Source organism: Marinobacter gelidimuriae (genome assembly GCF_000372805.1).
GTDB classification, from domain to species: Bacteria; Pseudomonadota; Gammaproteobacteria; order Pseudomonadales; family Oleiphilaceae; genus Marinobacter; species Marinobacter gelidimuriae.
Genome location: NZ_KB889829.1, coordinates 1 through 25,559, shown reverse-complemented (window position 1 = coordinate 25,559; position 25,559 = coordinate 1). Strand labels below are relative to the sequence as shown.

Below are 25,559 nucleotides of genomic sequence, written 5' to 3'. Positions count from 1 at the left end.
TGGAACCTGTAATCGCAACCAGGGGCAAAGCCCGCGCGGTAATATGTTTCTGCATGATCGCACACTCATGAGCAGCCATGAAGGCCAGAATACTGCGCTGCTGGTCGGTAACAGCGGCGGCCTGCGCTATTTTGAGTTCTGCGTGTTGTTGACGGTAGGTGCCGCGCTGCAGTCCAGCGCCGGCCAGTCTTGCGGCGACAAATTCCAGACGTTACTGCTGCGGGCGATTTCTCGTTTCCCTCCCTGCAGCAGCTTGGTAATGGCCTTAAATTCGGCTTTCATTGCTTCTTCGCAAAGTCATGCCGGTTATGTAGAGGTTGTCTTTGTAAAGCGGATCCAGCTGGCTTTTGTATTCCACTGTAATCTGGCTCTGGTCGTTGGGCGCCAGCGAGTCGATCTGTGCTTCCAGCGTGGACAGCCAGGTGGCCGCATCTAATGCCAGACCGCTGCCGCTGAGGGCCTCTAAGGCATCAATTTCGCCGTCGCCAATATCGCCATCCACCACGAACTGCACCAACTGTTCAATCAGCTCGTCCACCGGATCTTCTTCTTCGGGGTGAGAGGCTCCGGCAACGTCGAATTCGACGGTTTGCAGAGCAGCTGCAGGTTCAGTGCCTTGCTGGTCGGTGCCCAAGGTGCGGGCGGTTTGCGCCAGAGTAATCAGGTCTGCGTCGTCTGCCGGGTCATAAATATCACCACGAGCGACGATCGCGAAGGGCACGACATTGTTCAGCGGCGCCGGGCAGTGGCCCAGATCCAGGTCATCGATAAACGGAATGTAACCGCGATTGTTGGCGAAATAGCTTTCAAAGCCACCGACCAATTTACTCAGGCGCTGATCTTCGCGCAGGCGCACCAGCGTCAGGCGCAGCTGATTAAGGGCATAGCTGAGGTTTTTCTGGCCTTGTTCCAACGCAGCCGGCAGATATTTCAGCAGCAGTCGTTTCAGGAACGGATCGTTGCCGGCCTGATCGGCCAGGTCCTGGGTGTTGAAGCTTTCAAACAGGCTATTTAGTTGCCCTGCCCGCTCAATCACTTCGTGGTTCTTGCGAATTCGTAGATCCATATCGGTGATGTAGCTGAAGCCGCTGCTGATGTAAGACGAGAAGGTATCGGTGGCGTTGCGGATGTCTTCAATGATTTCCGACAGGCATTCTTTGATTTCACTCTCAATTCGCGATTTGTCCGTAAACGCTGCGCGCTTTTTGGCTTCGCGATAATCCACAAACAGCCGATTCAGATCGCTCCAAAGGCGGTCAACCTGGGCGCTGGCAAAACGCCGGCGTTCCGATTCGGTGATGTGGTCTAACAGCCGCACCAGAACATTTTTCAGCTGCAGGTCTTCGGTGTCCCCCAGGCGCCACACCAAGCGGTGGTGTTCCAGGGTTTCCAGTACGCCAACGTTGTCGTCGTTCAGGGCAATTCGGTTGCCACGGTTCAGATGGGCTTCCAGAATCACGTCACCGTAGGTGGCCAGCGCCCGCAGGGTGGATTGCGCATCGTGGGTTCTGGCCATCAGACAATCCTCAGCTGCGGGTCGTCTTCGGCGCTGTCTTCGCGGATGCCTTCATGGGTCTGAATGAAGGTCATCACGTCGTACAACCAGCTCCATTTTGCCGTCGCCAGAAACACGCTGCCGCTGGTGCCGATGGGTTTCAGGTAGCCGGCTTTGGTCAGGTTCTCCAGTACCACGCGCAATTGGCCCGCGCTGTCGCTGCGCTTGGTGCGGAACAGGTCTTTTTCACACAGCGAACGCAGTTTGGCTTCCAGCGACGGCGCGGTGGAAATGCGTTCCAGCAATTTGCCTTCACGCAGGTGTTCGCCGGCGGGAATGGGGCGTTGTGCGGCTTCCACCATCATCACCAGCCGTAGAAACTGCACCAGGGCTTCCAGGTGGTTGGCTACCTCTCGAAATTGCTGGCGCACGGCGTCTTTGGCGTCGGGGCGTGACAGATCCTGGTAAGAACATAGCCAGGCATCGTGGCTGCTGGTTTGGCGCAGGGTGCGGTTCATCTGTTGTAGGAAATCCGAAACTTTTTGCTGCACAGGTTGCGTCAGTAAATAGTTATACAGTTCATCGTGGCTGTATTCGCAGATGATTTCACCGGCCAGTAAGGCGCTTACCGTGCGTTCGAACAGTGGATTAGTTTGCATGGTTGCCTCCTTCGGTGGCGCTGGTAAACAGATCGTCTGTTACATCAGCTACCGACCGCGGGCGGGTTACACTGGCCAGCAAATCGCTTTTCGGCGCGCTCGGTGCGGCGCTTTCAAAGTTGTGTACGCGGCCGTGCTGCAGGCTGATTTTGTTTTCAAAGAACTTGCGCAGCGGCCGGTCCAGTTTCGGACAGGCTGAGATCATGGTCAGGTTGTTGTGTTCCAACATTTCTGCCATGCGTGCGATGTTATTGGAGCTAAGGGTGCCCAACTCGTCTATGGGCCAGGTAATGCGGGTGTTCTTGTCTGGGCACAGGTAGCGGGTCAGACCCATGAACACCGCCATAATGGCCAGGTACGTCAGGCCTTGGGAACTGGCGGTCAGGAAGTCATTGTCGTTACGAATCACCGCTTCGCGACCGTTTTCTTTCATGGTCAAATGCATATCCACCATGGATTCCACGCTTTCGCCGAGGCTGGCCGATTTCAGGGTGTCGCTGACCAGCTGGAACGCCATGATGATGCTGTCATCGGGCATTTCACGGCGGTGCACTGCGTGCCAGTCGCGCCACTGCACCACAAAACTCTTCAGTGGCTGCCAGCTTTCGTCGTCTTCAATACGCGGCCTTAGCACCACTTGAATATCGCTTAGGGACTCAATGCGCTGATCGGTGTTGATTTTCTGGCGCAGAGTGCGTGACACGGCTTTCACTTCCCGGGCCATGGTTTCCAGGCTGTCGAAGTAACGGCACAAAGTGTTGGCTTCAGAGGTAAACTGATCAACCAAAGTAGAACGCAGCTGCGGAATGTCGGTGTCCAGAAGTGAACGCAAGTCTTGCACTTGCATGAGCTGGAAAGCTTCATCGTATTCCTGGGCTGGGTCTGTCAGCCGCTGCCGGCGGAATTCACTCAGCTTCTGCCACGCGCTCTGGATTTGGGTGCCGTTGTACTGGTTCAGCACTGTGAGCGCGCGTTTGAAGGTAGCCATTACCTCGCGCCGAAGTTTGTCCAGACGCTCGTAGGCATCCTGCAGTTCGCCGGTCAGATTAACCATGTTGCCCGGCATCGCCATGTCATCGGGGGCGGCTTCGAACTTCTTCAGAATACCTTCGGCTTCCTCGATCTGCTTGGCCAGCGCGCCAATTTTCTGCTGATGCCGAGTGATGTCCGCATTCACCTGTTTACCACTTTCCTGGTACTTGCGCTGACGTTCGCTGCGTCGGGTTTTTATGTCTGCGACCTGTTTCTCCAGCAGGTTGCAGTCGCCGGTCAGGCCGTCTTTACGTGACCAGTCCTTGTCGAGCCAGTTTTTGTATTCGCGCACTAAAGGCTCGGCTTGCTCAATTTCCTGCACCCGGTTTTTCAGGCTTTCAGCCTTGGCACGTGCCTGCTGCACCACTTTCGGATCTATGCCTTCGTCTTCTAGTTTCTGGTTAAACGCCGTTTGTTTCAGTTCCAGGCGTTGTTCGTGTTCGCTACGGGCTTGCTGAACCCGTTGTTGGGCGTGGTCGATGTTTAGCTGCAGCTGGGATTCGCGCTCGGCCCACTGGCCGCGCAAATCCATCAAGCGCTTGGCAAACTGGCTGATGGTGGCGGTTTCGCCCATTTCACTGTCTTTGTTGAACTGCTCCAGGAGGCTCTGCAGTTCGGTCACTTTTGCGCCTTGGACTTGCTTGCGTTCATTCAGCGCCTGGCGGATTTTCTCCCGCAGGGTCTTCAGGTACTCACGCTGCCGAATGAGCGAGTCATCGGTGAGCTTTTTCTCAGTGTTCATGTGTTCTACAGCGGAACACCGGGACTGGTAGGCCTCGTTCCGATTACGCGCGGCTTTTTCTGTGTCATCACGGGTTTTGCGGGCAGCCTGGCGTTTTTGATCAATGTTGTACAAACGCGCTTGCAGCTCTTCTTCTGAGGCCGCAAATTCCGGGGCGGATATCGCATCGGTGTTCAGTACCCAGCCCATGACTTGTCGGCGGTCAGCAGCTGCGGTGCTGTGCATTAGCGGGTTGAGGTCGGTGCGCATCAGCAGGTCGGGATGAATGACTTTTGCCAGGCCTTGGGCCCATTCCGGATCTTGTTTGCGCAATGCCCAGAGCCAGGTGTCGTTATCTGGCGAAATCTGCCGCTGTAAATCTTCAAACGCCGCCGTTAGCGTATCGATCTGCTCTTGAGCGTGGAGAAGGTGTTTCTGGGCGGTATCGCGATCTTCCCGAGCCTGGTCTTTTTTGCGGTTAGCGTCGATCAGCTCGCCAGAAACATGCTGCGCCTGTTCTTCGGCGTTTTGCACGGCCGCTTCGACAGCGGCTATCTGGCCGGTTTCGTCATCGTTATAACTTTGGTTATCGCGCAGGGTTTCGGCGCGGGCCAACTGGCTTTGAATGGCGGAGCGTTCCTGACTGCGCTCTTCGCGCTGCTGGCCTAGTTCACGGGTTTTCTCGTGGTCCAGAGCGCTGATGGCTTTGTCATGTTGGTAAGCCGCGTCTTTGCGCGCGGTCTCCGCGTCGCTGACCTTCCGCTCGCGATCGCCCTGCTCGCGGGAAAATGCACTCTTCAGCTCGCTGATCTCGTGCCTGAACTCGCTTTCTACCTGAGTCACTTTGCTGGTCAGGCCAGCCAGATCCGAATCGGCATCGGCTTTTTGGCGGCGATATTCACCAATATTCTGCAGATCCTGGCTCAGCTCAGGCGCTCTTTCGCTATCGTAGTACTCGCGCTTTTTATAGATGCCGTCAAGGTCACCTTCTTTCACTTTCAACTCGTAGGTTTTATCCGCCAGAACCCCCGCAATCTCGTCGTCGGCCTGGCGCTGCTGTTCGCTTTCCTCGTTAATACGTTCTTTCAGTTTGGCGATGTCGCGGCCAATGTCGGCTTTACTGTCATTGGCCTCGTCGACTGTCGCCGTCAGGCTGGCGACAGTGCGCCGGCTGGCAGCCAGAATGGCCTGGCGCTCATTTTCTTGCTGCAGGCACTCGCGAATTTTGGCTTCTTCTTTTTCAAAGGCCTTGATGCTGCGAATGTCACTCACCAGGCCGCTTTCATCGATGGTTTTGGGCCGACCATGAATGTGAATATTCTCAAACTGAGTTTCGCAAATCATTGCTTTGAAGCTGGACATCAAACGGTTTTTATTCAGCACCACGTGGGTCAGGCGTTCAATATTGCTCATGTGCATGTCGGCACTGCCCAAGCCAAAGTCCGCTGCAAGGCCGCGCAGTTTGCGCGCATCGGCGGCGGAACGTTTCAATAGGCGGGGGTTGCGCTGGATAATGGCGCGGTAATTGGTGATGGTGTCGATTATTCGAGACACATTGCGCTTTAAATTGCGAAGCTTTTCAAAAACGGCGTCGGCGGTGGCGCCGGCTTTTAACATTTCGATGACTTCTGGCGCAAAGAAAGTGTCAGCAGCCGAGCCTTCCACAAAGCGGTAGCACAGCTTCCCCGAGTGGTGCCGAAACATAACGGAGCAACAGGTACCGCGGTGGCGGCTGTACTCGAAAATCACCAGGCTTTGCAGGCTCGGCAAGTAATAATCCAGAAACGACAGGCGGCCGGAACCCTTGCTGACAATGCGTTCGGGTTCTTCGCCATAAAACGCCGGAATCAGCGACAGAATCGAGGTTTTTCCGGCGCCGTTCACGCCGCCTACATGGGTGCGCTCGCGGCAGTCGATGCGAATGGTCCGGCCCTTCACCTGGGTAAATGAGTGGTGCAGAATAATGCTTTCCAGCCCATAATCTTGCTTGGTTTCAACCACCGTTTTCTCCTTGCTTTAATGCCCGATCAGTAGATTTCCGGCGAGTATTCTAGCCTGTTTTAAGCGTAAACCCGTGCTTAATCGAAAGGAATTTGTGCAATCTGCCGCGATCAAGACGTCAACCGCGCTTTATTAGCGGTTTGATCAACGTCGTATCGTCCGGTCACCTGTTGACTGTGCGTAATGTTAGATGTTGAGGCCACGCTAATGTTTTATTATATTTATGCATGTTGGTATAGTTTTAACAAAACAGGGAGTGTAAATGGCTTATTCGCTTTTACAACTAGACACTCTTCAAAAAATTGTTCTGGCGGTTGAATGCCTGGAGCGCCTCTGTGCCGACGCCAAACTCTTGCTGACGCAAGCCACCCCGATTCAGTGCCGCGTCTATCAAATCCCACGCACTGTTCGTGAAAACGAGAGCCAGCCTGTTACCAATATAAATCCCATCGATCTTTCTGGAACAGAAGCCTTTAATGCGGCTCTTCATGCACTGACTGATTGGTACGGCCATCCGCAATACAGCACCAAAGTTGTCAACCGGGTTCCCGGTGCGTTGGTGTTAGCCAACGTCGATGAAAGTCAGGTTCTAGATCGAATGGCTGAGATCAATCGCAGCAAGACCGCCATAGAGGCTCTAATACCAAGCCTTGGCAACCGGGATGATCGTTTCGAACTGCTGCACAGGCATTTTCCCTGGCTGATTCTGGCCCAACTTACCCGACGTTTGCAGGTTTTGCCCTGCTCTCCCCCACTGCAGTCCTGCACCTTTACCTGGGGCATAAAAACAGAGATTAAAAAGATGACTGCGGATCAGGTATGCGAAAGGCTGGAATCATTCCGGCAGCGCCCGCGCTCAACGATTGATGACGTCCCCTGGGACATCAAGATCGACCGAGAAATCATGTCTATTCGCTCATTGCCAGCATCCGCACAACTGCGGTCGCGCCGAGTGCTTCGTGTTCGCCCTTTGGCGAACCTTCGCTATCACGGGATTGATGATGAACCGGCAGAAACCTACATGCGTGAAGCCCACACGCCTATCCTGATCCTGAATCCCGGCCGGCCGGTCAAACTGGGGGCTTTGAAAAACTACGATGTGCAAACGCGAAGCGGTCGCCAGCGGCTCAAAGACCGCGGGCACTATGAGAAAGTGAGTGATTTGTTGCCCATTTATCGGCAGTCGTAGAATTTTTGCGCGCGACGGCCCCCTTTAACGTAACGGCAGCCGTCGCGCTGCAGGTTTACGATTCGGCCTTGTTGTTTTCAGCAATTTCTTCCAGGCTGATAAACTCACATTCTTTGCCGGCAATAAAACCGTTGGCAGAGTCCACCAGAATGTTGTCATCGCTCATGAAACGACGGCTCAAACAAACCCAAGCGTTTCAGCGGGGCGTTTACCGCTCTCATCGGCTTTGTCTTGGGCACTGGCCAGGGGCGCACACAAAAGCGCGGCGACAAGCGCCGTGATGAGCAAGAAACGTGCGTGAATCATAATGCGTCCTGTTTTATGAGAGATAACGTGTACAAGCAGTAAAAGGCCCTCAAGATAACCTCCGATAAAGAATGATAAAAGCACCTGATCATGCTTTTACGGCGATGTAATTGACCGGTAATCAGGGCCATGCACCGCCCTGTTCCCGGCCCGCCAAGTTGCGGAGCTGGCGCTTCGGGAGTATCCTTGGCCGTCTTTGTATAACCTCGATTCGAGTGCCGTTTGAGAAACCTCACACCCGTTGTCTTTATCATCAGCGTCATGTTTATACTTTTGAGTATTTTCATGATCTTACCGCCACTTATTCTGATGGGTTCTGACGCTCCTAACAGTGCTGCGTTTATGGAATCGGCGGGTATTGTGTGCGTATTGGGGCTGCTGGGTATACTGGCAACCTATCGCCAGTCCAGAGACTTGAAACCGCGTTTTATGTTCGTGCTTACCGTGTCGAGCTGGTTCTTCATCGCCATGTTTTCTTCGCTGCCTTTTTACCTGAGCAACAACAACATATCGGCGGCAAACGCATTTTTTGAGGGCGCCTCTGGCATCACCACCACTGGCGCAACGGTATTCAGCGGTCTGGACGCTATGGACCGCGACCTGCTGCTTTGGCGTTCTATTCTGCAATGGATTGGTGGCATTGGCATTATCGGTATGTTCGTTGCTGTGCTTCCATTTTTGCGGGTAGGCGGCATGCGCCTGTTTGCGACCGAATCGTCAGAGTGGACCGACAAAGCACTGCCCCGGATGAAAACCCTGAGCCGCGGATTATTAGGGGTTTACCTATTTTTCTCAGTGGTCGCAGTACTGACCTATTGGGTGTCGGGCATGACATTATTTGATGCCTTTAACCACGGCCTGACAAGCATCTCCACCGGCGGCTTTTCTACTTCAGATTTATCTATGGGCAAATTCAACGACCTGATTCTGTTGGAATCTACGTTTTTCATGATTTTAGGCAGTGTGCCATTCTTTCTGTTTGTGCGGGAATTGCATGGCCAGCGTGGCGTGTTGTTCCGTGACCAACAGGTGCGGCTATTCCTAACCATCCTGCTGATTGTACCCGCGCTGTTAACGCTGTATCGCTGGGCGGTATCTGCCGTTCCCTTCGATCCGGTTAGCAATTACATATCCACACTGTTTAATGTCACCTCTGTGGTCACCACCACCGGTTACGCGTCGGAAGATTACTCTGCATGGGGCCCGTTGGCCTTTGTTGTGTTCTTCTTTTTAATGTTTGTGGGCGGTTGCTCCGGCTCCACCTCTGGCGGCATGAAGATATTTCGCTTTCAATTGTCAGTCATTGTTCTCCGTGAGAATCTGATGCGCCTGCTTCATCCCCGGGCGGTGTTAACCCGTAATTACAACGGTCGTGCCGTCAGCGACGAGATCATTGCCTCGATGATTGCCTACACCTTCATCTTCCTGCTGTGCCTGCTGGTTTTGACGGTCTCACTGGCGGCTATGCAGCTGGATTTCATCACTTCTTTGTCCGGCGCATTGACGGCTCTAACCAACGTTGGCCCTGGCTTGGGTGACATCATTGGCCCTGCCGGAAATTTTGGGCCGCTGCCAGATGCCGCCAAGTGGATGTTGGGTGTAGGTATGCTGATGGGACGTCTGGAAATATTGAGCGTGGTAGTGGTGCTGTCGCCGGCTTTCTGGCGCAGTTAAACTTGCCGCGCCCAAGCGCGGCGGTTCAGTTCTTTCCAGTCAATTCATGCCAAGTTCTCGTCAAGTTCCAGCACTCTTGTCAAGTGTTTAGTCATCCGTGCTCAAGGCGTTCAGCGCACTCGTTACCGGGTTAGCGTACATGTCCAATAGGTAGGGCCGTGCTGCTGCTTCACAAACATTTAGACGTTTCTGCAGCTCGTTCTCAGCGGCTTCCAAAGCCTGGCTCGTGCAGCTTGCGGCTGCAGCTAGAGAAGCAAACAGACCGGCCTTTACCGGCCCCCTGCCCGCCGCAGCTTCACGCAACTGATACGCCACCAGATTGGATGGGTGCAAATGGTAATGGCTGTGAATTTCCCGGTCAATCCGCGCCGCCAAGGCTTTTGGGTCGGCTTCTGCGTCTTCGATGGGTGCGCCGAAGTGCACGTGTACGTGGCCTTTAAAGCCGGTTAGTCCACGCATAATCTGGCTGGTATCTTCGCCTTCTGCTTTCAGGTAAGCACCGGTGCGGGCCCGGGTTTCCAGCTCATTGGCTTTATCCAGATCACAGGGGTCAAATTCATAGGCAATCGATACCGGCACAATACTCAGCCGGTTTATCGCCGTTTGGAAATCCAGTCCGGATTTTTTCGGGCTCATGTGGAACATCTTCACAATAGCAGGATCTGTGCGGTCTATACCGTCTTTAGCCCGCCCTTCACGTTGGGCAATCCACACCCCGTTGTGGGTCTCGATGCTGTGATTGATAAAATCGGACAGCATAAGGTAGGCGTCGCGTATTTCCCGTGGGCTGGTCATGCTACGCCGCACTACAAAGCTCTTGTTTAATCGCATCATTTCAGCAAATACGCGATTTTCGAGCAAATTGTCACCAATGGCGATGCGAGTGGTTTTTAGCCCTTGGTTGTACAACAAGAAATTGACAATCATTGGGTCAAAAACAATGTCGCGATGATTGCAGATGAACAGGTGGGTAGATTCCTGCTCCAGATTCTGTAACCCGCTCTGGGTAACCCGGGTGGTGGTATTTCCGACCAGTTCGCCAACATAGCCCGACAACGACGCTTGCAAATCGTCGATACGGGTGAAACCACCAAAACGGCGGCGCAACCAATAACTCACAATCCCCCGCAGCATCGCCGGCGCCCAGCGTGCAGCTCCGGGCGATTTGATGCGGCCAATCAAGTTCAGAAATTCCCGATCATGCACTAATCGTTGTATTACGGCGGAAGTCTCCTCGTCCGAGTAAGGACGGATGGCATCAAATTTCTGCATTAATAGTAAAACCTTGTGTTAGTCGAGAGCCGCGAGCCTCGGTAAGAAACACGCTTTTGCAGAGGCAGTAAATTTTTAACACTATTGTATCGTTTTAAAAGCCAATTTTCCTTAAACGTTAATGAAGCTGCACGAATTTCCACTGCTCCTTTGCTCTTAAATGACGACGCTGACGTACTACTACTGGGCTCAGGCTTGTATTGACAATCCCACGGGGCAAAACACCCACCCTGAAATCTGCTATGATTCTGCCGCAGAAATACACAGTGCCACTCGGTCGGCGCTGCTCCATTCAGGCTGCTTGCGGGTAAACCGGTTTATTATGTACTCCCATCAGGACTTCGAACAGCTCTCAAGCGAACGGCCCACAGCCGTGCAGACTCCCGAACAGGTGTTGCATGAAGTGTTTGGCTATGACAGCTTCCGCCCGTTACAAGAGGACATCGTAAAAGAACTGTGCGCCGGTGGCGACGCGCTGGTGCTTATGCCCACCGGCGGCGGTAAATCCCTGTGTTATCAGGTTCCGGCCCTGGTACGCCCGGGCACCGGTATCGTGGTGTCGCCGTTGATAGCTCTGATGCAAGACCAGGTAAATGCCCTGAAAGAATTGGGAGTTCGAGCCGCCTTTTTGAATTCCACTATGGACTTCGAGCAAGCCCGAGCTACTGAATACGCTCTGATGTCGGGTGAGCTGGATTTGCTGTATTGCGCCCCGGAGCGGCTGATTCAGCCCCGCACTATAGAACTGTTACACAATACCTCCATCGCTCTGTTTGCAATCGACGAGGCTCATTGTGTTTCCCAATGGGGTCACGACTTCCGTTCGGATTACTTGCAGCTGAGCATGCTGGCGCAAACTTTTCCGGACATACCACGTATCGCTTTGACTGCCACCGCCGATGAGCGCACCCGCAAAGAGATTGCCGAGCGCCTGTCGTTAACCCAGGCCCGACATTTTATCAGCGGTTTTGACCGCCCTAATATTCAGTACAGAATTACGCCAAAAATAAATGCTAACAAACAGTTACTGGATTTTATTAAAACCGAACATGAAGGCGATTGCGGCATCGTTTACTGTCTTTCACGCAAAAAAGTGGACGCCACCGCAAAGTTATTACAAAGCAAAGGTTACAACGCTTTGCCCTATCACGCAGGCCTGGCCGCGGATGAGCGGGCATCAAACCAGGACCGTTTCCTGCGTGAAGACAGCGTTATTATTGTGGCTACCATCGCGTTTGGTATGGGCATAGACAAACCGGATGTGCGCTTTGTTGCCCACCTGGATTTACCAAAAAGCCTGGAAGCGTATTATCAGGAAACCGGCCGTGCTGGACGTGACGGCAAACCTTCCACCGCATGGATGGTTTACGGCTTGCAGGATGTGATTAAACTGCGGCAAATGCTGGAAACATCCCAGGGTAACGATCACTTTAAACGGGTTGAGCGGCAAAAGCTGGACGCCATGCTGGGCCTTTGTGAGGTTACCGGTTGCAGGCGCAAGGTACTTCTGAACTACTTCGGCGACGAACTGGACCAACCCTGCGGTAATTGCGATACCTGCCTGACACCGCCGGAGACCTGGGATGGCACAGTCGCCGTACAAAAGGCTCTGTCTTGCGTATTTCGCACCGGTCAGCGTTTTGGTGTGACCTACCTGATTGATGTGTTGCGTGGATCTGAAAACGACCGCCTGGTTCAGATGGGGCACCAACAGGTGTCCACTTACGGAATCGGTAAAGACTTGACCGCCAACGAGTGGAAATCGGTGTTTCGCCAACTGGTGGCAAACGGCTATCTGAGAGCAGATCCAGACGGTTACGGTGCTTTGCAACTGACTGAACAGTGCCGCCCCTTATTGAAAGGCGAAGCCAGCGTTCAATTACGTAAAGATCCGGAGCCACCAAAAAGCACAGCAAAAGGCAGCTCACGCTCCGCTGCATCGGTACGGGAGCAGATTACCGATCACGACGGCTGGGAAGCGCTGCGGGCCTGCCGCAAACAGCTCGCTGACAAGCAAGGTGTGCCGCCCTACGTTATTTTCCACGACACCACGCTGTTCGACATGCTGGAGCGCCGGCCCGCCACTCTGGAGGCGCTAGCCGAAGTCAGCGGGGTGGGTGCTGCCAAGCTGGAAAAGTATGGAGATCTGTTTTTACAAACGCTGAACAGCTTGCGCAGCTAAACGGAACGTCATGCCTGGATTTTCAGCTTCTGTTAAACTCTATCGTCTTTGACTCTCTGGGAGCGCGTGTTTTCACCGCGCCACCAACTGACTGAACGCCCAAGGGAGCCGCTGTTTATGGCCCATGAAGAACTGCATTTGAACCTTCGCAACCTGACGTTGGATGATTACGACCAGCTGCAAATACTAATGGACCGGGTTTACCATGATATTGGCGGAGCCTGGCCCCGCGATACCATCAAAGCCCTGGTAGACCAGTTTCCAGACGGCCAGATCTGCATTGAAGAAAGCGGCGAATTGGTAGCCGTGGCGCTGACAGTTACCGTGCAGTACGAAAGATTCAGCAATCCACACACCTATGACGATCTTATCATGCGTGATGAGAAGCTTCGACACGATGCAAAAGGCGATTCTTTGTACGGGTTGGATGTGTTCATTCACCCGGAATACCGCGGTTATCGCCTGGGCCGACGGCTTTATGAGGCTCGCAAAGAATTGTGCCGCTCCATGAACTTACGCGCCATTCTAGCGGGCGGGCGCATTCCTTTTTACCATAAATACAAAGACCACTGTACACCGGCCGAATACATCGAGCGGGTAAGCCGTAAAGATATTTATGACCCGATCCTGAGTTTTCAGCTGTCCAATGAGTTTCAGGTAACCCGCTTGTTACACAAATATTTGCCGGAAGATGAAAAATCTCTGGGCTATGCCACCCTGCTGGAATGGCGGAACATTCTGTATGTTCCCCCCTCCTCGGTGCTGAACACACGCAAAACCCAAGTTCGCATGGGTGCGGTGCAGTGGCAGATGCGTGAGTTCGCATCGGTTGAGGAAGTGTTAACGCAGGTTGAGTATTTTGTTGATGCCTTGTCGGATTACAAAAGCGACTTCGCCCTATTTCCTGAGTTTTTCAACGCGCCTTTGATGGGCCTGACGGATCAGGTTGACCAAACTCGTGCAGCACGTTTCCTTGCGGGCTTTACCGAGCAGTTTCGTAACGAAATGTCTGACATGGCGGTCAGTTACAACATCAATATCATCACCGGCTCCATGCCGCTGCTTGAAAACGACCGGGTCTACAACGTCTCGTACTTGTGCCACCGCGATGGCCGCGTTGATGAACAACGAAAAATTCACATCACCCCACACGAACGCCGTGACTGGGTGATTGAAGGCGGCAACGAGTTCAAGGTATTTGAGACAGACGCCGGCCGCGTTGCTATTCTGATCTGCTACGACATTGAGTTCCCGGAACTGGGGCGCATGGCAGCCGAGCAAGAAGTAGACATCATTTGCGTACCCTTCTGGACTGATACCAAAAACAGCTATCTGCGGGTACGCCACTGCGCCCAGGCCCGTGCTATTGAAAACGAGTGCTATGTGGTGATCACCGGCAGCGTTGGCAACTTGCCCAAGGTGGAAAACCTGGATGTGCAGTACGCCCAGTCTTCGGTGTTCTCGCCCTCAGATTTCGCCTTTCCCCACGATGCGGTGATGGCAGAAACCACTCCGAACACCGAAATGATCATGTTCTCCGATATGGACCTGGAAAAGCTGACGCTGGTGCGCAATGAAGGTTCGGTGACCAACCTGAAAGATCGCCGGGTTGATCTCTATCAGCTAAAAACACGTCCATTCTAACAGTGGCTTGCAGTGGCTTGAAAACCCGGTCGACACCGTTATTCCCGACCTAATAACGATCACGTTCATTAGGTCGGGAGCAGCGTTACAGAAAATGGCCTGAACAAGCTCTACACTGATTCATGTAGCAATTCGCGGAATGATTCATAGCGACTCAGTTCTGCCACACATCGCAAATTGATTACCCAACCCGCCTGAGGACACCATCATGGCCAAGAAAGAAAAGCCAAAAAACGTCGAAAAAATTGTAAAAAAAGTAAACAAGAAGTTCGCTAAAACGACGTCACACATTGAAAGTCTGTTTAGTGATGCTCTGAAACAGTTCGGCAATCTGCAAACCCAGATAAAACAACCTGTGCACAAGCTGCGTAAGGACATTGACGAACTGCGCGATCGCGAAATGAAGCGCTTCAACGACGAATTCGAGCGTCGGCTTCAGGAATTTCAAGAGATGCAGAACAGCCTGCTGGAACGATTGGGCATTGGACACGCAGACGAAGATAAGCCGGACAACAAGAAACCGGCGTTGCCGACTCCTGCAGTACCCAAGAAGAAAAAGGCAAAGTCTGAGTCTGTAGTACCCTCGGAATCCGCGCCATCAAAATCAAAAGCACCGAAATCTAAAGCACCCAAAAAAGCCAAGGCAAAAACAACTCAACTGGCAGATCCCTCCGACCTGACCCGAGTCAAAGGCATTGGCCCCGCTACCCAGAAAAAAATGAAAGAAGCCGGGTTGAACACTATCGGCCAGATTGCCTATCCCAGCGCCGAAGACCAGGAAAAGCTGAAAGCGTTTACCAGCATAAAGGGCTTTGACCAACTGGCGGCTGAAGCCAAGAAAATCGTTTAATGCAAAAGCCTGACCAGCCTGTATTACAGGACATTGTCCTGATTGGAGGCGGGCACAGCCACGTCGGGGTTCTGCAGCAGTTCGCCATGAATCCCGTACCTGGCGTGCGTTTAACGCTGATTTGCCGCGACACCGACACGCCCTACTCCGGCATGCTGCCCGGTTACATTGCCGGCCATTACAGCCATGACGACATCCATATCGATTTAAGCCGACTGGCTGAGTTTTCTGGAGCGCGCTTTTACCGGGACGAAGCCATCGGCCTGGATGCTGCCACCCAGCAGGTTATCTGCCGTGATCGCCCGCCCGTCAGCTACGATTTGCTCTCTATCAACATTGGTTCTTCACCACGTACTGCCGATGTAAAAGGTGCCGCCGAACACGCAGTACCCGTGAAACCTATTAACCGCTTTAATCGGCACTGGCTGGACTTGCTTGACCGCATAAAGCAACACCAGGGCCCGTTCACACTGGCTGTGGTAGGTGCAGGCGCTGGCGGCGTTGAAATGGTTCTGGCTATGCAATACCGCTTGCAGAACGAACTACGCAACATTGCCAGCCAGGCGGTAGAACTCCATGTGCATATACTGGATGCCGCTGACACGATATTGCCCACCCACAACCCAAAAGTACGCACCCTGTTTGAACGCACCCTGGCTGAGCGGGGTGTGAATGTTCATTTGGGTGTGGCAGTAACCGAAGTAACCGCCCGAACCTTACACATTGAAGGCGAAAAATCGCCCTTAATGGCGGACGAAGTGCTCTGGGTGACCCGCGCCGGCGGCCCGAAATGGCTGACCCAAACCGGGCTGGCACTGGACGACGGTTTGTTTATTCGAGTTCGCGATACGCTTCAGGTTGAAAACAACGATCGCATTTTTGCGGTTGGCGATATTGCCAACATGATTCACCACCCGCGGGAAAAAGCCGGGGTATTTGCGGTACGCCAAGGCAAGCCGCTGGCGGATAATCTGCGCCGGATGGCCCTTGGCAAAACGCCGTTGAACTATCACCCTCAGAAAAAATGGCTGGCGTTGATTTCCACCGGTGACCGCTACGCGGTGGCGTCGCGCGGAAAGCTGAGCGTATCCGGCGCGTTGGTGTGGCGTTGGAAAGACCAAATCGACCGTCGCTTTATGAAGAAATTCAAAGAGCTGCCGGCCATGCCTGATAAGCTGGTTAAACCGGATACCGACGCTGCACGCTCCACCGAAGACGCCGCCCAAGCGCTGTCGTTGGCCACCATGCGCTGCGGAGGTTGCGGCGCTAAGGTCGGTAGCACGGTATTGTCCCGCGCGTTGTCAAAGCTGCAGCCGGTGAACCGCGATGATGTAATTGTTGGGCTTCACGCTCCGGATGACGCAGCCGTATTGCGCATTCCTCCGGGCAAAGCCATTGTGCAAACGGTGGACTTCTTTCGTGCCTTTATTGACGATCCCTACCTGTTTGGTCAGATTGCCGCCAATCACAGCCTGGGGGATATTTTTGCCATGGGTGCAATACCGCAAAGCGCTACGGCTATCGCCACCGTGCCCTACGGCATCGAAAGCAAAGTGGAAGAGCAAATCTACCAGATGATGGCGGGTGCTGTGTCGGTGCTGAATAACGCCGATTGCGCTTTGGTGGGCGGGCATACCGGCGAAGGCCAGGAACTGGCTCTGGGGTTTGCGGTGAACGGCCTGATTGATCCGGATGTGCTGATGAGCAAGGGCGGAATGCAACCCGGTGACGTCATTATTCTCACCAAGCCCATAGGCACCGGTACGCTGCTGGCCGCACATGCGAAGCTTATTGCCAAAGGCCGTTGGATTGACGCAGCCCTGCGCTGCATGGTGCAGTCCAGTGCCAGCGCTGCCGAGTGTTTTCAGCAACACGGCGCCACAGCTTGCACCGACGTTACCGGCTTTGGCCTGCTTGGGCACCTGGCAGAAATGCTGCGCCCCTCGAGTTGCACTGTGGAGCTCAATCTCGCCGCCATACCGCTACTGGGCGGCGCATTAGAAACCAGCAGCCAGGGCATTCTAAGTTCGCTTCACATGGCCAACAGCGGCGCAGCTAGCCGTATTGAGCAGGTCGGCCAGTGGCAAAATCATCCGGTTTATCCGCTGCTGTTTGACCCGCAAACCGCAGGAGGCTTGCTGGCAAGCGTACCTGCGAACAATGTTGAAGATTGTTTAATGGCATTACGCCAGTGTGGTTATGCTCACGCCGCGGTTGTCGGCGTCGTCAAAGAAGGTGCAGAATGGGTTGTAGAAAAACCCGCAAGCGGCGGTGAAAATGTCGCCAACGCCGACATAACCCTGGTAGATCAGTCGGCCTGAAACACCATCCTGAACGGCGGTTGATCGGCCAGCGGCGTCATGCCTTTTTGCAAGTCTACGCGCCAATTCATAGCGTCGCCGGTGGTACAAAAAGGCGCGGAAAATTCAGCGTAATAGTCATTGCCGTTGCGCGCCAGCGGCACCGGGTATTCGCCCATGTACATAGACTCGCCGCGCAACACCACTAACAGCGGCTGAGGCGCCCCCGGGGCAACAATATCGAGGCGGTAATTGTTCTCGGTGTCGTTATTCTTGGTGATGTCAGACAGGCTGACCCGCCAGTTCTGGCCCTGTTGTGGCCAGTCACAGTCGCTCTTTTGCAGGTTACAGGTGCTGGTCTGCTGCCCGGTCTTTTCGCTATTCGAGCTATCCAGCCAGCGCAGCGCCAGAACAGCGACGGCAATCAATACGATAATCAGCCCTATTTTCAAACTCGAAACCTTTATCCCACGTATCATTGGCACACCTTGCTGGGGAAATCGGCATTATGGACAGTTCTGCCGCCCATTCAAAGGTTTCTAAAGCGACCGAAGGCGCAAAATCGATGATCGCTTGCTATCGTTCCAGCCAGTGTTTACCTATTTGAAAAAAGACCATCGTTTACTTTTTTTAAAACAGGCCAGTGTTTACTTTTTTTTAAAACAGGATAATGCCGTGCAACCGGAAATTTCCGTAAAAAATCTCAACAAATCCTACGATGACGGCTTTCAGGCCCTGAAAGACATCAATCTGGACATCAGCCGCGGCGAAATTTTTGCGCTATTAGGCCCCAACGGCGCGGGCAAAACCACGCTGATCAGTATTATTTGCGGGCTGGTGAATATGTCGTCGGGTCAGGTTCTGGCGGCGGGTAACGATATCATCCGCGACTACCGCAAGGCTCGGCAAGCCATAGGTCTGGTGCCGCAAGAACTCGCCACCGATTCGTTTGAAACCGTTTGGGCCGCTGTATCCTTCAGCCGAGGATTGTTCGGTAAACCGGCAAACCCGGCTCACATTGAAAAAATATTGAAGGCACTATCGCTGTGGGACAAACGCAACAACCACATAATGACGTTGTCTGGCGGCATGAAGCGCCGAGTGATGATTGCCAAAGCCCTGTCTCACGAGCCACGCATCCTGTTTCTGGACGAACCCACCGCCGGTGTAGACGTAGAACTGCGCCGGGATATGTGGGCGCTGGTGCGCCAACTGCGGGAAAGTGGCGTCACCATCATTCTGACCACCCACTACATTGAAGAAGCCGAGGAAATGGCGGATCGTATCGGGGTTATCCGCCAGGGTGAAATCATACTGGTGGAAGACAAAAACCGGCTGATGAACAAGTTGGGGAAAAAAGAACTGCGCCTACAATTGCAGAACAAACTCGAGTTCTTACCCCCCGAATTGGCTGCGGAATCCCTGGAGCTGTCAGAGTCCGGCCATGAACTGATTTACACCTTCAATGCCCAACACGAGCAGACCGGTATTGCTCGCCTGCTGAGAACCCTGGGCGACCTTGGCATTGAATACCGCGACTTGAAAACCCGGGAAAGCTCCCTCGAAGACATATTTGTTGGGCTGGTGCGCCAATAAACACCCTACGGAGAACGGTATGAATTTTTACGGCGTAAGCGCCATCTACAAATTTGAAATGGCCCGCATGAAGCGGACCCTTATGCAAAGCATACTCTCGCCGGTGATTTCCACGTGCTTGTATTTCGTGGTTTTCGGTTCGGCCATAGGCGCTCGCATGGGCGATATTGGCGATGTGCCCTATGGCGCATTCATCATCCCCGGGTTGGTAATGCTGTCACTGCTGATGCACAGCATTTCCAACGCATCTTTCGGCATCTACATGCCAAAATTTTCAGGCACCGTCTACGAGGTGCTGTCGGCGCCTATATCCTATATCGAGGTGATACTGGGTTACGTAGGTGCTGCGGCCACAAAATCGGTGATACTGGGGTTAATCATCCTGGCTACATCGAAGTTTTTTGTGGATTACAGCATTTTGCACCCGTTCTGGATGGTGTCTTTTCTGGTACTAACCTCCGTCACCTTCAGCCTGTTCGGCTTTATTATTGGCATTTGGGCTGACAATTTCGAAAAGCTACAAGTTGTTCCGATGATGATTGTGACTCCACTGGTATTTTTGGGCGGCACCTTTTATTCCATCGACATGCTGCCAGAGGTCTGGCAAACCATCAGCCTGTTCAATCCCGTGGTGTACCTGATCAGTGGATTTCGCTGGGCATTTTTCGGCGTGTCTGACGTCCACATTGGCATTAGCCTGCTTATGACACTGGGTTTTCTGACCGCCTGCTTGGTGACCATCAGTTGGATTTTCAAAACCGGATATAAGCTGCGCCCATGAACCTGGTAGCGTTGAAGCCAAGGGTCATCGCCCTGAGCACATCGCTGCTGATGGCAGCCTGCACCACTGGCGCCCGGGCCCTTGAGTCCCAGGTGTTGCCGGCGCAAGCAGCGTGCTTTGTGGGTGAAGAACAGAGCGTTTCTGTTAGCCTGGAATGGGCCGAAACAGCAGAACAGCGGCGCATCGGCCTGATGGGACGGGAAAAACTGGAAGAACGCAGCGGCATGCTGTTTGACTACGGCAGCCTTCAGCCTGCCGAAAACAGCTTCTGGATGCGCAACACGCTGATAGCGTTAGACATTGCCTATGTAAACGCGCAAGGCAGCATTGTGGCCATTAATCGGATGGAGCCTTGCGAATCTGTTGCGGCGTTCAACTGCCCGACCTACCCGGCGGGCGCCGAATTTGTCCAGGCTATAGAGATGAACGCCGGATTTTTTAGCCGTTATCAATTAACTCTGGGCGATCGCTTACAGACAGCTCCGGCGCTTTGCGCCAATGAATCTTAGCGATCCTGCCACTTAGCCGGCCGCTTCGCCAGAAATGCGCAAATCCCCTCTTCCGCATCCTCAGCTTCCAGGTTCTTCGCCATCACCTGCGAAGTGTAGGTATAGGCTTCGTGCAGGGGCATTTCCAGCTGACGGTAAAACGCCTGTTTGCCAATTTTCAGAGTGTGGCCAGATTTACTGGCGATTGTACTCGCCAACTGCGCAACCGCATTCTCCAGCTCGCTATCGGCAACCACCCGATTCACCAGCCCGATCTGCTCGGCCCGGGCAGCACTGATCATCTCGCCGGTGAGCAACATTTCCATGGCGTGTTTGGGTGATACATTACGGGACAGCGCCACCATTGGCGTGGAACAGAACAAACCGATATTCACCCCGGGCGTCGCGAAACGCGCCGTCTCACCGGCCACCGCCAGGTCACAACTGGCCACAAGCTGGCAGCCGGCCGCTGTGGCTACGCCATCAACTCGGGCGATCACCGGTTTCGGCAAATTCACAATCTGCTGCATCACCTTGCTGCACAACTCAAACAGCGACAGCATAAACGGCGTGCTGCCGAGCTGACCCTGCACCTCTTTCAAATCGTGACCGGCACAAAACACCTTGCCACTGGCCGCCAAAACCACAACCCGCGTGGCGGCGTCATCGGCCAATATCACCAACTGGTCATGCAGCGCCTGAAGCATCGCCATCGACAAACTGTTGCGACCGGCCGGATTGTTCAGCGTCAGCGTGGTTACGCCGTCCGTATTATCGACTAACAGCAGGGAATCCGATTCAGACGTCATGGTTTGGCCGTACCTGGCGCTGCAAGCCTAGTAAAAAGTTTCGAAGCATTTGATCCTTACACTCTCGGTAATTCTTATTACCTGGCTTACGGAAAATCGCACTTAATTCATGGTTACTTAATTGAAATTCTACCAACTGAAAAATGGCCAAAATATCATCAGCCTTTAAATTTAAAGCAATTCGCAGTTTCTGGAATACAATATTATTGGTCAACTGCGTTTCTGGCTCTGGCTGCTCGCCATCGCGTTTACCACGCTTATAAATAATAAAGCCATTAAGAAAAACAGCTAATGCCGTGTCATTAAGCTTCAGAAAAGTATCGTCTTCTTCCTTTTTCAGCCAGGCAGAAACTTGCTCTTCGGTTACGGTAAAATCAGCCAAAGCAAAAATTTCAATCGTGGTGCTGTCATTCAAATCAAAGATATAACGTACACGGCGCAAAACATCGTTATTGGTCAAAATATAACCCCTAGTCTTAGGTGAATTCAGCACTGGATCAAAACAGTCTTTTGGAAGATTTTATTTTACCACAACTGCGAATACGCATTCAGTGATCAAGGCTGTCAGCAAATCGGTGATTAGCATCCCGATCGGGAAGCTGGCTCCGACTGAAGACTCTCCAAAGCAAGAGCAAGCGGCCACCGGGTTCGCGCGGGTCGTTAATTAGCCCTTTTTTCGTGCTTCAGGGCGTTGTTTTTTGGCATATCAAGAACCTACTCAGCTCTCTCCATAAATGCCTGTATGTAAGGTTTGGGTATCACAACTACCATACTGCCATGCCTACGGCCGTTTATTCTAACCTTGAAGTCATTCATTCCTGCTAGATGCCTCGTTCTAGACAACGGAGCAAATCCAATCTCAGTATGATTACACGCCATTTGCGTGCATGTACTCACATTGCGGTCTACTTCTTGGAGCGCAATAGTTTCTTTGCCTAGGGTCGTAATGCTCTCTAAATATTTCCAATCTTTTTGATAGTAGTTATGAACACGTAGGTAATAGTTATCGTTTTCGGTTTTCACTAGCTGAACAGACAGATCATCTACAATGACCATATTGCCATACGACTTTAGCTCTTAACGCGAAGCTTTGCGGCAATTTTGGAGCCGCAAAGCGGTGGAAAAATGGTCCGACAACAGCGGCTGGTTATGCATTATTCGTAGTGACTCCAGAGCCGGAGAACTTTTACCACTCGTTCGTCTTCGAGCACTTGGTAAACAACACGATGCTGGATATTGATGCGGCGAGAGTATGCTCCAGCAAGATCACCAATGAGCTTTTCAAACGGCGGCGGCCTCCTATACGGATCTTCCGCAATCAGCGCCAACAATTCCTGAGCTTTTGGCTTGAGGCTGCTAGAGGCTAACTTCTTTGCATCTTTTTGGGCCTGTTTGGTGTAAACCAACTTCCATGTCACCAGTTCAGCTCCTCATCGCACTGATCCACAGGGGTATCCATTCCCTCTCGAATAGACTCGCGCATACTTGGTACAGATAGCAGGTAAAGCGTTTCCTGAATTGCAGACCAATCTTCCTCGGAAACCAAGACGGCTTTGTTCCGTTTGCCCATGATGATGATTGGTTGGTGGGACTCGGCAGTTTCGTCAATCAACCGATAAAGGTTGCTGCGCGCCTCAGTTGCTGTAATTCCGGTCATGAAGCACCTCTGATGTGTTCAACTTTTCACCAGTGTACGCCTTTGGGTACGTACGTCAAGACGAACGTTTCGTATAACGCCAAAATTACCGGAAGGCAAAAGCGTAGCGACGAGGTACGAGGAGTGTAGCTTTTGACTTTCCGAGTACATTTTAATTGTTATGTTTTATGGTCGAACACTTACGCCAAACACCTCATAAATTTTATCGCCGCACGGTCCTAACCATATAGGTATATCGTGGTTAGAGCTACGTATACAGCTGACACGATGAAGTTCAGTTCCTATAATACCCATCACTGTAACTGAGCGCATTGAGTCATCCATATTTATTTTTACAATGGCAAGCTTCTTTCCTCCGGCAGTAACATATACCGAATTTGCATCTAATTTTGGTTTGAATTCTTTTGGGTTATAACCAAGCGCAGTAAAGTTATTCCTGCCTTTTTTGAGCATCGTTTCTACAATCCAATTTTCAAGCCCCTTTAAACCCTCTTGATCTAGGTCAGCTTCCGTTGCCCCCTCTGCACTTTGAATTGTAGTATAAGCCTTGACTGGTTTTATAGTGGATGACTTTTTAGGTTGCGACTTGGGCACTGATGTCTGTGAAGTTTCAACTGGAGGAATAAATAACGGTGCAGTTGCCATAGCAAGGAAAATGGCACCTGCTAAGTAACCAATAGGTAATAATATTTTGACTATAAGCTTTCCTTTGTTTGGTAATCTGCCACTATTTATCGAGTTGACAAGAAACTTTGAAAGGAAATAACCTAGAGCGACAGTACCAACTGCAATAATGGCGGCGGTTCCTGCGTAGCTTGATGCTGCCGAGTGACCAGAACCTCTAAGGCTTCCAAGCAAAAGTTGTGAAAGCCCACTAACATCAGAATAAGCCTTTAAACAAACCCCTCCCCATAAATGAAAAAGAATCCACCATCGGGAAAGGCTGTCGTTTTCATTTTTTTGATTTTTAATGTTTTTCTCTTCATCAATGTTATCTGGTGTGTCCATCCAAGTTTCTGGGATGAAGTTTCGTGATATAAGCTCTTTTTTCAGTGCTTGTTTTTCTATTTGAGTTAATGTTGATGATTTAAGCAGTTCAGTAAGCTCAGAAGTTTCCATACCTGAATAATGCTGTTGCAATTCTTCCATTGATGTTTCCACTGCCGTCTCCTTTTAAACATAACGCCTTGCTCACCGGTGGAGTAAGTTGGCGCGCGTTTTTGCGTTTTTTTACAAAAAACGCGACAGCTTACGGAATCCGCGTGCAGCAACTTGTTAGCTTTTATTTATACATATTGGCAATTACAAGGCTATTTGTCATAAGATCAAATAGCTTTTCGTATTTTTTAAACCCACCTCGATCGGCCGGATCACCATTTATAGATGTCATTACTTGGCCTTGGATTTGAATCATTTTGTTTTCGTAAAAAATGGTATACATAATCGTTTCCATGCCAACTGTACTCCTCACCCTCGACATATTTGTTTTGAAATGCACCCAAAAACCAGGCAGACTCTCTAATGTTAATTTCCCGCTATTAAGATAGACTCCGCCGTCAGGTATAAAATCTTGAATGTCTTTCGGGTTTAAGATTTCCAATACATCCTTTTCTGTTATTTTCTCTCCGGGCTGAAGTGGTACTTCTTTGATTAGGATGAGCAGTAACTCAAGCCCTCTGCCGTTCTCACTAACAAATTTTTGTACGATATTAGGTCGATTACCTTCTTTCGCCACCCAGGTTTTTGGGGATTCAATAGAGAACGCCACGTTCTTTGCTTTTCCAACACCATTTGTTGAGTACTTATATTTAAAACCGTCAAGAAATTCACGCTCTGGATCATTGTTATAACCAGGCTTAAAAAGTAGCAGCGTCTCAATAACTGGAGATTCTATATTTCCTTTAACTCTTTCGCGGACTAGCTCAACAAACTGGTGAGCTTGCGTTTCTGATATTTTATCAATGTTGATAGAACTAGAAATTTGTGTGGTTAATTGTTTCTTTATTTTATCCCATTCGTTCTTGGCGTATTTCGCCATTAACGCATCCATACCGTCAATAGAAGATTTGAAAGTTGCTGAGAATTCTTTCTCTGCTATGAACGCCAACCCTGATATAGATGGATATTTCTTGGAAATTTTACTCAAGGAATAATTTTGACCTAAGTAGAAGCCATAAGCTTGACCAATATCTTTAGCCAGTGCATTTGATAGCTTGATTTCCGCAAATGCATTTGAAGTTAATGCAATCAAAAGAAAAATCATTGAAATTTGGCGAATTATAATTTTCATGGCTAATCCTTAACTTAGTCTACTTACTATATTCAATTAAGTATCAACATAGCCGCACCAATTCCTGAAGCCCCCCCTAAAACTGCGGATAGTAGAATCGAACCTAGCGTGCCAATTTTTGGTTGAAGCCAGAAATAAGAACCAATGGTAACTAGTCCACCAATCAGCCCCAATGTTTTGGCCAAGATCATTCCTATGATCCCTGGAATAATCCATCCCCAACGACTTGGCTTTTTTGCCTCACTCTCTTGCACTTCAGTATTTGGTTCTTTTTCCATTTACCTTCTCCTTGAGAATAGTTATTGAGTAGCTAAAGTTTCCAACTGTAAAGCTAACGCCACGTTAAGCGGACTAAAACTGTTGGTTATAATGTGTAGCGAAGCGAAACCTAACCAACTGTTTTAGTTCCGTTTTCAACGTCTTGTTATGTGCTANTTTATACTCCATACAAAATCTATTACACTGGCATATTTAGAGTTTTCTGCATTTATGTTTATTGCCCCTTCATAAACATAAGATGCAGCATCTTCGCCATTTCCAACCATACTGACATAACCATGAGAAATTCTAATTTTTTGTTCGTGCAATTTAAACCCATCACTATCAGTTATTA

The 25,559-nt window shown here is 51.4% G+C and carries 23 protein-coding genes; 9 read left to right on the top strand and 14 right to left on the bottom strand.

Going from position 1 to position 25,559, the window contains the following annotated elements:
* Positions 1 to 126: 126 nt before the first annotated feature.
* The 4 genes from A3OI_RS22520 to A3OI_RS0102180 are packed head-to-tail and all read right to left on the bottom strand — an operon-like array spanning position 127 to position 5,908.
* Positions 127 to 282 carry a hypothetical protein gene (locus A3OI_RS22520; protein WP_018402717.1) on the bottom strand — a complete coding sequence of 52 codons (156 nt, stop codon included), beginning with the start codon at positions 280 to 282 and terminating at the stop codon, positions 127 to 129.
* Positions 266 to 1,516, bottom strand: coding sequence for a hypothetical protein (locus tag A3OI_RS0102190; protein WP_018402716.1), 1,251 nt, complete (start codon positions 1,514 to 1,516; stop codon positions 266 to 268). Before A3OI_RS0102190 ends, A3OI_RS22520 begins: the two co-directional genes overlap by 17 nt.
* Entirely contained in the window at positions 1,516 to 2,154 is a 639-nt protein-coding gene (locus tag A3OI_RS0102185; RefSeq protein ID WP_018402715.1) for a condensin complex protein MksE, read from the bottom strand. The genes A3OI_RS0102190 and A3OI_RS0102185 overlap by 1 nt, the downstream gene beginning before the upstream one ends.
* Complete coding sequence (locus tag A3OI_RS0102180) at positions 2,144 to 5,908, bottom strand: ATP-binding protein (protein WP_018402714.1); 3,765 nt, start codon at positions 5,906 to 5,908, stop codon at positions 2,144 to 2,146. Before A3OI_RS0102180 ends, A3OI_RS0102185 begins: the two co-directional genes overlap by 11 nt.
* Positions 5,909 to 6,170: 262 nt before the next feature.
* Here A3OI_RS0102180 and A3OI_RS0102175 point away from each other — a divergent pair, with 262 nt between their 5' ends.
* Complete coding sequence (locus A3OI_RS0102175; protein WP_018402713.1) at positions 6,171 to 7,097, top strand: DNA replication terminus site-binding protein; 927 nt, start codon at positions 6,171 to 6,173, stop codon at positions 7,095 to 7,097.
* Between the two features lie 177 nt (positions 7,098 to 7,274).
* Here A3OI_RS0102175 and A3OI_RS24200 read toward each other — a convergent pair whose 3' ends face one another.
* Positions 7,275 to 7,403: a hypothetical protein gene (locus A3OI_RS24200; protein WP_018402711.1), complete on the bottom strand. Its 129-nt coding sequence runs from the start codon at positions 7,401 to 7,403 to the stop codon at positions 7,275 to 7,277.
* 261 nt (positions 7,404 to 7,664) lie between these two features.
* Between A3OI_RS24200 and A3OI_RS0102155 the strand changes: the two genes are divergently transcribed.
* Complete coding sequence (locus A3OI_RS0102155; protein WP_026223951.1) at positions 7,665 to 9,077, top strand: TrkH family potassium uptake protein; 1,413 nt, start codon at positions 7,665 to 7,667, stop codon at positions 9,075 to 9,077.
* Between the two features lie 87 nt (positions 9,078 to 9,164).
* On the opposite strand, the gene A3OI_RS0102150 is transcribed toward A3OI_RS0102155, so the two are convergent.
* Positions 9,165 to 10,349, bottom strand: coding sequence for a 1-acyl-sn-glycerol-3-phosphate acyltransferase (locus A3OI_RS0102150; protein ID WP_018402708.1), 1,185 nt, complete (start codon positions 10,347 to 10,349; stop codon positions 9,165 to 9,167).
* Positions 10,350 to 10,671: 322 nt separating this feature from the next.
* On the opposite strand from A3OI_RS0102150, the gene recQ reads away from it, so the two are divergent.
* The 4 genes from recQ to selD all read left to right on the top strand — a co-directional run bounded on the left by recQ (position 10,672) and on the right by selD (position 17,346).
* A complete protein-coding gene (gene recQ / locus A3OI_RS0102145; protein ID WP_026223950.1) occupies positions 10,672 to 12,531 on the top strand; it encodes a DNA helicase RecQ in 1,860 nt (619 codons plus the stop codon).
* Positions 12,532 to 12,648: 117 nt separating this feature from the next.
* On the top strand, positions 12,649 to 14,175 hold the full coding sequence (locus A3OI_RS0102140; RefSeq protein WP_018402706.1) for a GNAT family N-acetyltransferase: 1,527 nt from the start codon (positions 12,649 to 12,651) through the stop codon (positions 14,173 to 14,175).
* Positions 14,176 to 14,383: 208 nt separating this feature from the next.
* On the top strand, positions 14,384 to 15,025 hold the full coding sequence (locus tag A3OI_RS0102135; protein WP_018402705.1) for a hypothetical protein: 642 nt from the start codon (positions 14,384 to 14,386) through the stop codon (positions 15,023 to 15,025).
* On the top strand, positions 15,025 to 17,346 hold the full coding sequence (selD, locus tag A3OI_RS0102130) for a selenide, water dikinase SelD (protein ID WP_018402704.1): 2,322 nt from the start codon (positions 15,025 to 15,027) through the stop codon (positions 17,344 to 17,346). Before A3OI_RS0102135 ends, selD begins: the two co-directional genes overlap by 1 nt.
* On the opposite strand, the gene A3OI_RS0102125 is transcribed toward selD, so the two are convergent.
* The gene (locus tag A3OI_RS0102125) at positions 17,334 to 17,804 is read right to left on the bottom strand and encodes a hypothetical protein (RefSeq protein ID WP_018402703.1); all 471 of its coding nucleotides are present in this window, start codon (positions 17,802 to 17,804) and stop codon (positions 17,334 to 17,336) included. The genes selD and A3OI_RS0102125 overlap by 13 nt on opposite strands.
* Before the next feature lie 196 nt (positions 17,805 to 18,000).
* Here A3OI_RS0102125 and A3OI_RS0102120 point away from each other — a divergent pair, with 196 nt between their 5' ends.
* The 3 genes from A3OI_RS0102120 to A3OI_RS0102110 are packed head-to-tail and all read left to right on the top strand — an operon-like array spanning position 18,001 to position 20,211.
* Positions 18,001 to 18,921 carry an ABC transporter ATP-binding protein gene (locus A3OI_RS0102120; RefSeq protein WP_026223949.1) on the top strand — a complete coding sequence of 307 codons (921 nt, stop codon included), beginning with the start codon at positions 18,001 to 18,003 and terminating at the stop codon, positions 18,919 to 18,921.
* 19 nt (positions 18,922 to 18,940) lie between these two features.
* Positions 18,941 to 19,702, top strand: coding sequence for an ABC transporter permease (locus A3OI_RS0102115; protein WP_018402701.1), 762 nt, complete (start codon positions 18,941 to 18,943; stop codon positions 19,700 to 19,702).
* Entirely contained in the window at positions 19,699 to 20,211 is a 513-nt protein-coding gene (locus A3OI_RS0102110; RefSeq protein WP_018402700.1) for a DUF192 domain-containing protein, read from the top strand. Before A3OI_RS0102115 ends, A3OI_RS0102110 begins: the two co-directional genes overlap by 4 nt.
* Here the strand turns inward: A3OI_RS0102110 and A3OI_RS0102105 are convergent.
* From A3OI_RS0102105 to A3OI_RS0102070, 7 genes are all read right to left on the bottom strand, one after another.
* The gene (locus A3OI_RS0102105; RefSeq protein ID WP_018402699.1) at positions 20,208 to 20,999 is read right to left on the bottom strand and encodes an enoyl-CoA hydratase; all 792 of its coding nucleotides are present in this window, start codon (positions 20,997 to 20,999) and stop codon (positions 20,208 to 20,210) included. The genes A3OI_RS0102110 and A3OI_RS0102105 overlap by 4 nt on opposite strands.
* Entirely contained in the window at positions 20,989 to 21,459 is a 471-nt protein-coding gene (locus A3OI_RS0102100) for a YehS family protein (protein ID WP_018402698.1), read from the bottom strand. Before A3OI_RS0102100 ends, A3OI_RS0102105 begins: the two co-directional genes overlap by 11 nt.
* Before the next feature lie 694 nt (positions 21,460 to 22,153).
* On the bottom strand, positions 22,154 to 22,417 hold the full coding sequence (locus tag A3OI_RS0102090) for a Txe/YoeB family addiction module toxin (RefSeq protein ID WP_007348113.1): 264 nt from the start codon (positions 22,415 to 22,417) through the stop codon (positions 22,154 to 22,156).
* Positions 22,414 to 22,656 carry a type II toxin-antitoxin system Phd/YefM family antitoxin gene (locus tag A3OI_RS0102085; protein ID WP_018402696.1) on the bottom strand — a complete coding sequence of 81 codons (243 nt, stop codon included), beginning with the start codon at positions 22,654 to 22,656 and terminating at the stop codon, positions 22,414 to 22,416. The genes A3OI_RS0102090 and A3OI_RS0102085 overlap by 4 nt, the downstream gene beginning before the upstream one ends.
* 165 nt (positions 22,657 to 22,821) lie before the next feature.
* Entirely contained in the window at positions 22,822 to 23,817 is a 996-nt protein-coding gene (locus A3OI_RS0102080; protein WP_018402695.1) for a hypothetical protein, read from the bottom strand.
* 121 nt (positions 23,818 to 23,938) lie between these two features.
* The gene (locus A3OI_RS0102075; protein WP_018402694.1) at positions 23,939 to 24,946 is read right to left on the bottom strand and encodes a hypothetical protein; all 1,008 of its coding nucleotides are present in this window, start codon (positions 24,944 to 24,946) and stop codon (positions 23,939 to 23,941) included.
* Between the two features lie 32 nt (positions 24,947 to 24,978).
* Positions 24,979 to 25,224 carry a hypothetical protein gene (locus A3OI_RS0102070; RefSeq protein WP_018402693.1) on the bottom strand — a complete coding sequence of 82 codons (246 nt, stop codon included), beginning with the start codon at positions 25,222 to 25,224 and terminating at the stop codon, positions 24,979 to 24,981.
* Positions 25,225 to 25,559 lie beyond the last annotated feature (335 nt).

Excerpts from the sequence above, each read along its gene's own strand:
- A3OI_RS22520 (WP_018402717.1), bottom strand. The coding sequence starts at position 282 with ATGAAAGCCGAATTTAAGGCCATTACCAAGCTGCTGCAGGGAGGGAAA.
- A3OI_RS0102190 (WP_018402716.1), bottom strand. The coding sequence starts at position 1,516 with ATGGCCAGAACCCACGATGCGCAATCCACCCTGCGGGCGCTGGCCACC.
- A3OI_RS0102185 (WP_018402715.1), bottom strand. The coding sequence starts at position 2,154 with ATGCAAACTAATCCACTGTTCGAACGCACGGTAAGCGCCTTACTGGCC.
- A3OI_RS0102175 (WP_018402713.1), top strand. The coding sequence starts at position 6,171 with ATGGCTTATTCGCTTTTACAACTAGACACTCTTCAAAAAATTGTTCTG.
- A3OI_RS24200 (WP_018402711.1), bottom strand. The coding sequence starts at position 7,403 with ATGATTCACGCACGTTTCTTGCTCATCACGGCGCTTGTCGCCGCGCTT.
- A3OI_RS0102155 (WP_026223951.1), top strand. The coding sequence starts at position 7,665 with ATGTTTATACTTTTGAGTATTTTCATGATCTTACCGCCACTTATTCTG.
- A3OI_RS0102150 (WP_018402708.1), bottom strand. The coding sequence starts at position 10,349 with ATGCAGAAATTTGATGCCATCCGTCCTTACTCGGACGAGGAGACTTCC.
- recQ (WP_026223950.1), top strand. The coding sequence starts at position 10,672 with ATGTACTCCCATCAGGACTTCGAACAGCTCTCAAGCGAACGGCCCACA.
- A3OI_RS0102140 (WP_018402706.1), top strand. The coding sequence starts at position 12,649 with ATGGCCCATGAAGAACTGCATTTGAACCTTCGCAACCTGACGTTGGAT.
- A3OI_RS0102135 (WP_018402705.1), top strand. The coding sequence starts at position 14,384 with ATGGCCAAGAAAGAAAAGCCAAAAAACGTCGAAAAAATTGTAAAAAAA.
- selD (WP_018402704.1), top strand. The coding sequence starts at position 15,025 with ATGCAAAAGCCTGACCAGCCTGTATTACAGGACATTGTCCTGATTGGA.
- A3OI_RS0102125 (WP_018402703.1), bottom strand. The coding sequence starts at position 17,804 with ATGATACGTGGGATAAAGGTTTCGAGTTTGAAAATAGGGCTGATTATC.
- A3OI_RS0102115 (WP_018402701.1), top strand. The coding sequence starts at position 18,941 with ATGAATTTTTACGGCGTAAGCGCCATCTACAAATTTGAAATGGCCCGC.
- A3OI_RS0102110 (WP_018402700.1), top strand. The coding sequence starts at position 19,699 with ATGAACCTGGTAGCGTTGAAGCCAAGGGTCATCGCCCTGAGCACATCG.
- A3OI_RS0102105 (WP_018402699.1), bottom strand. The coding sequence starts at position 20,999 with ATGACGTCTGAATCGGATTCCCTGCTGTTAGTCGATAATACGGACGGC.
- A3OI_RS0102085 (WP_018402696.1), bottom strand. The coding sequence starts at position 22,656 with ATGACCGGAATTACAGCAACTGAGGCGCGCAGCAACCTTTATCGGTTG.
- A3OI_RS0102075 (WP_018402694.1), bottom strand. The coding sequence starts at position 24,946 with ATGAAAATTATAATTCGCCAAATTTCAATGATTTTTCTTTTGATTGCA.
- A3OI_RS0102070 (WP_018402693.1), bottom strand. The coding sequence starts at position 25,224 with ATGGAAAAAGAACCAAATACTGAAGTGCAAGAGAGTGAGGCAAAAAAG.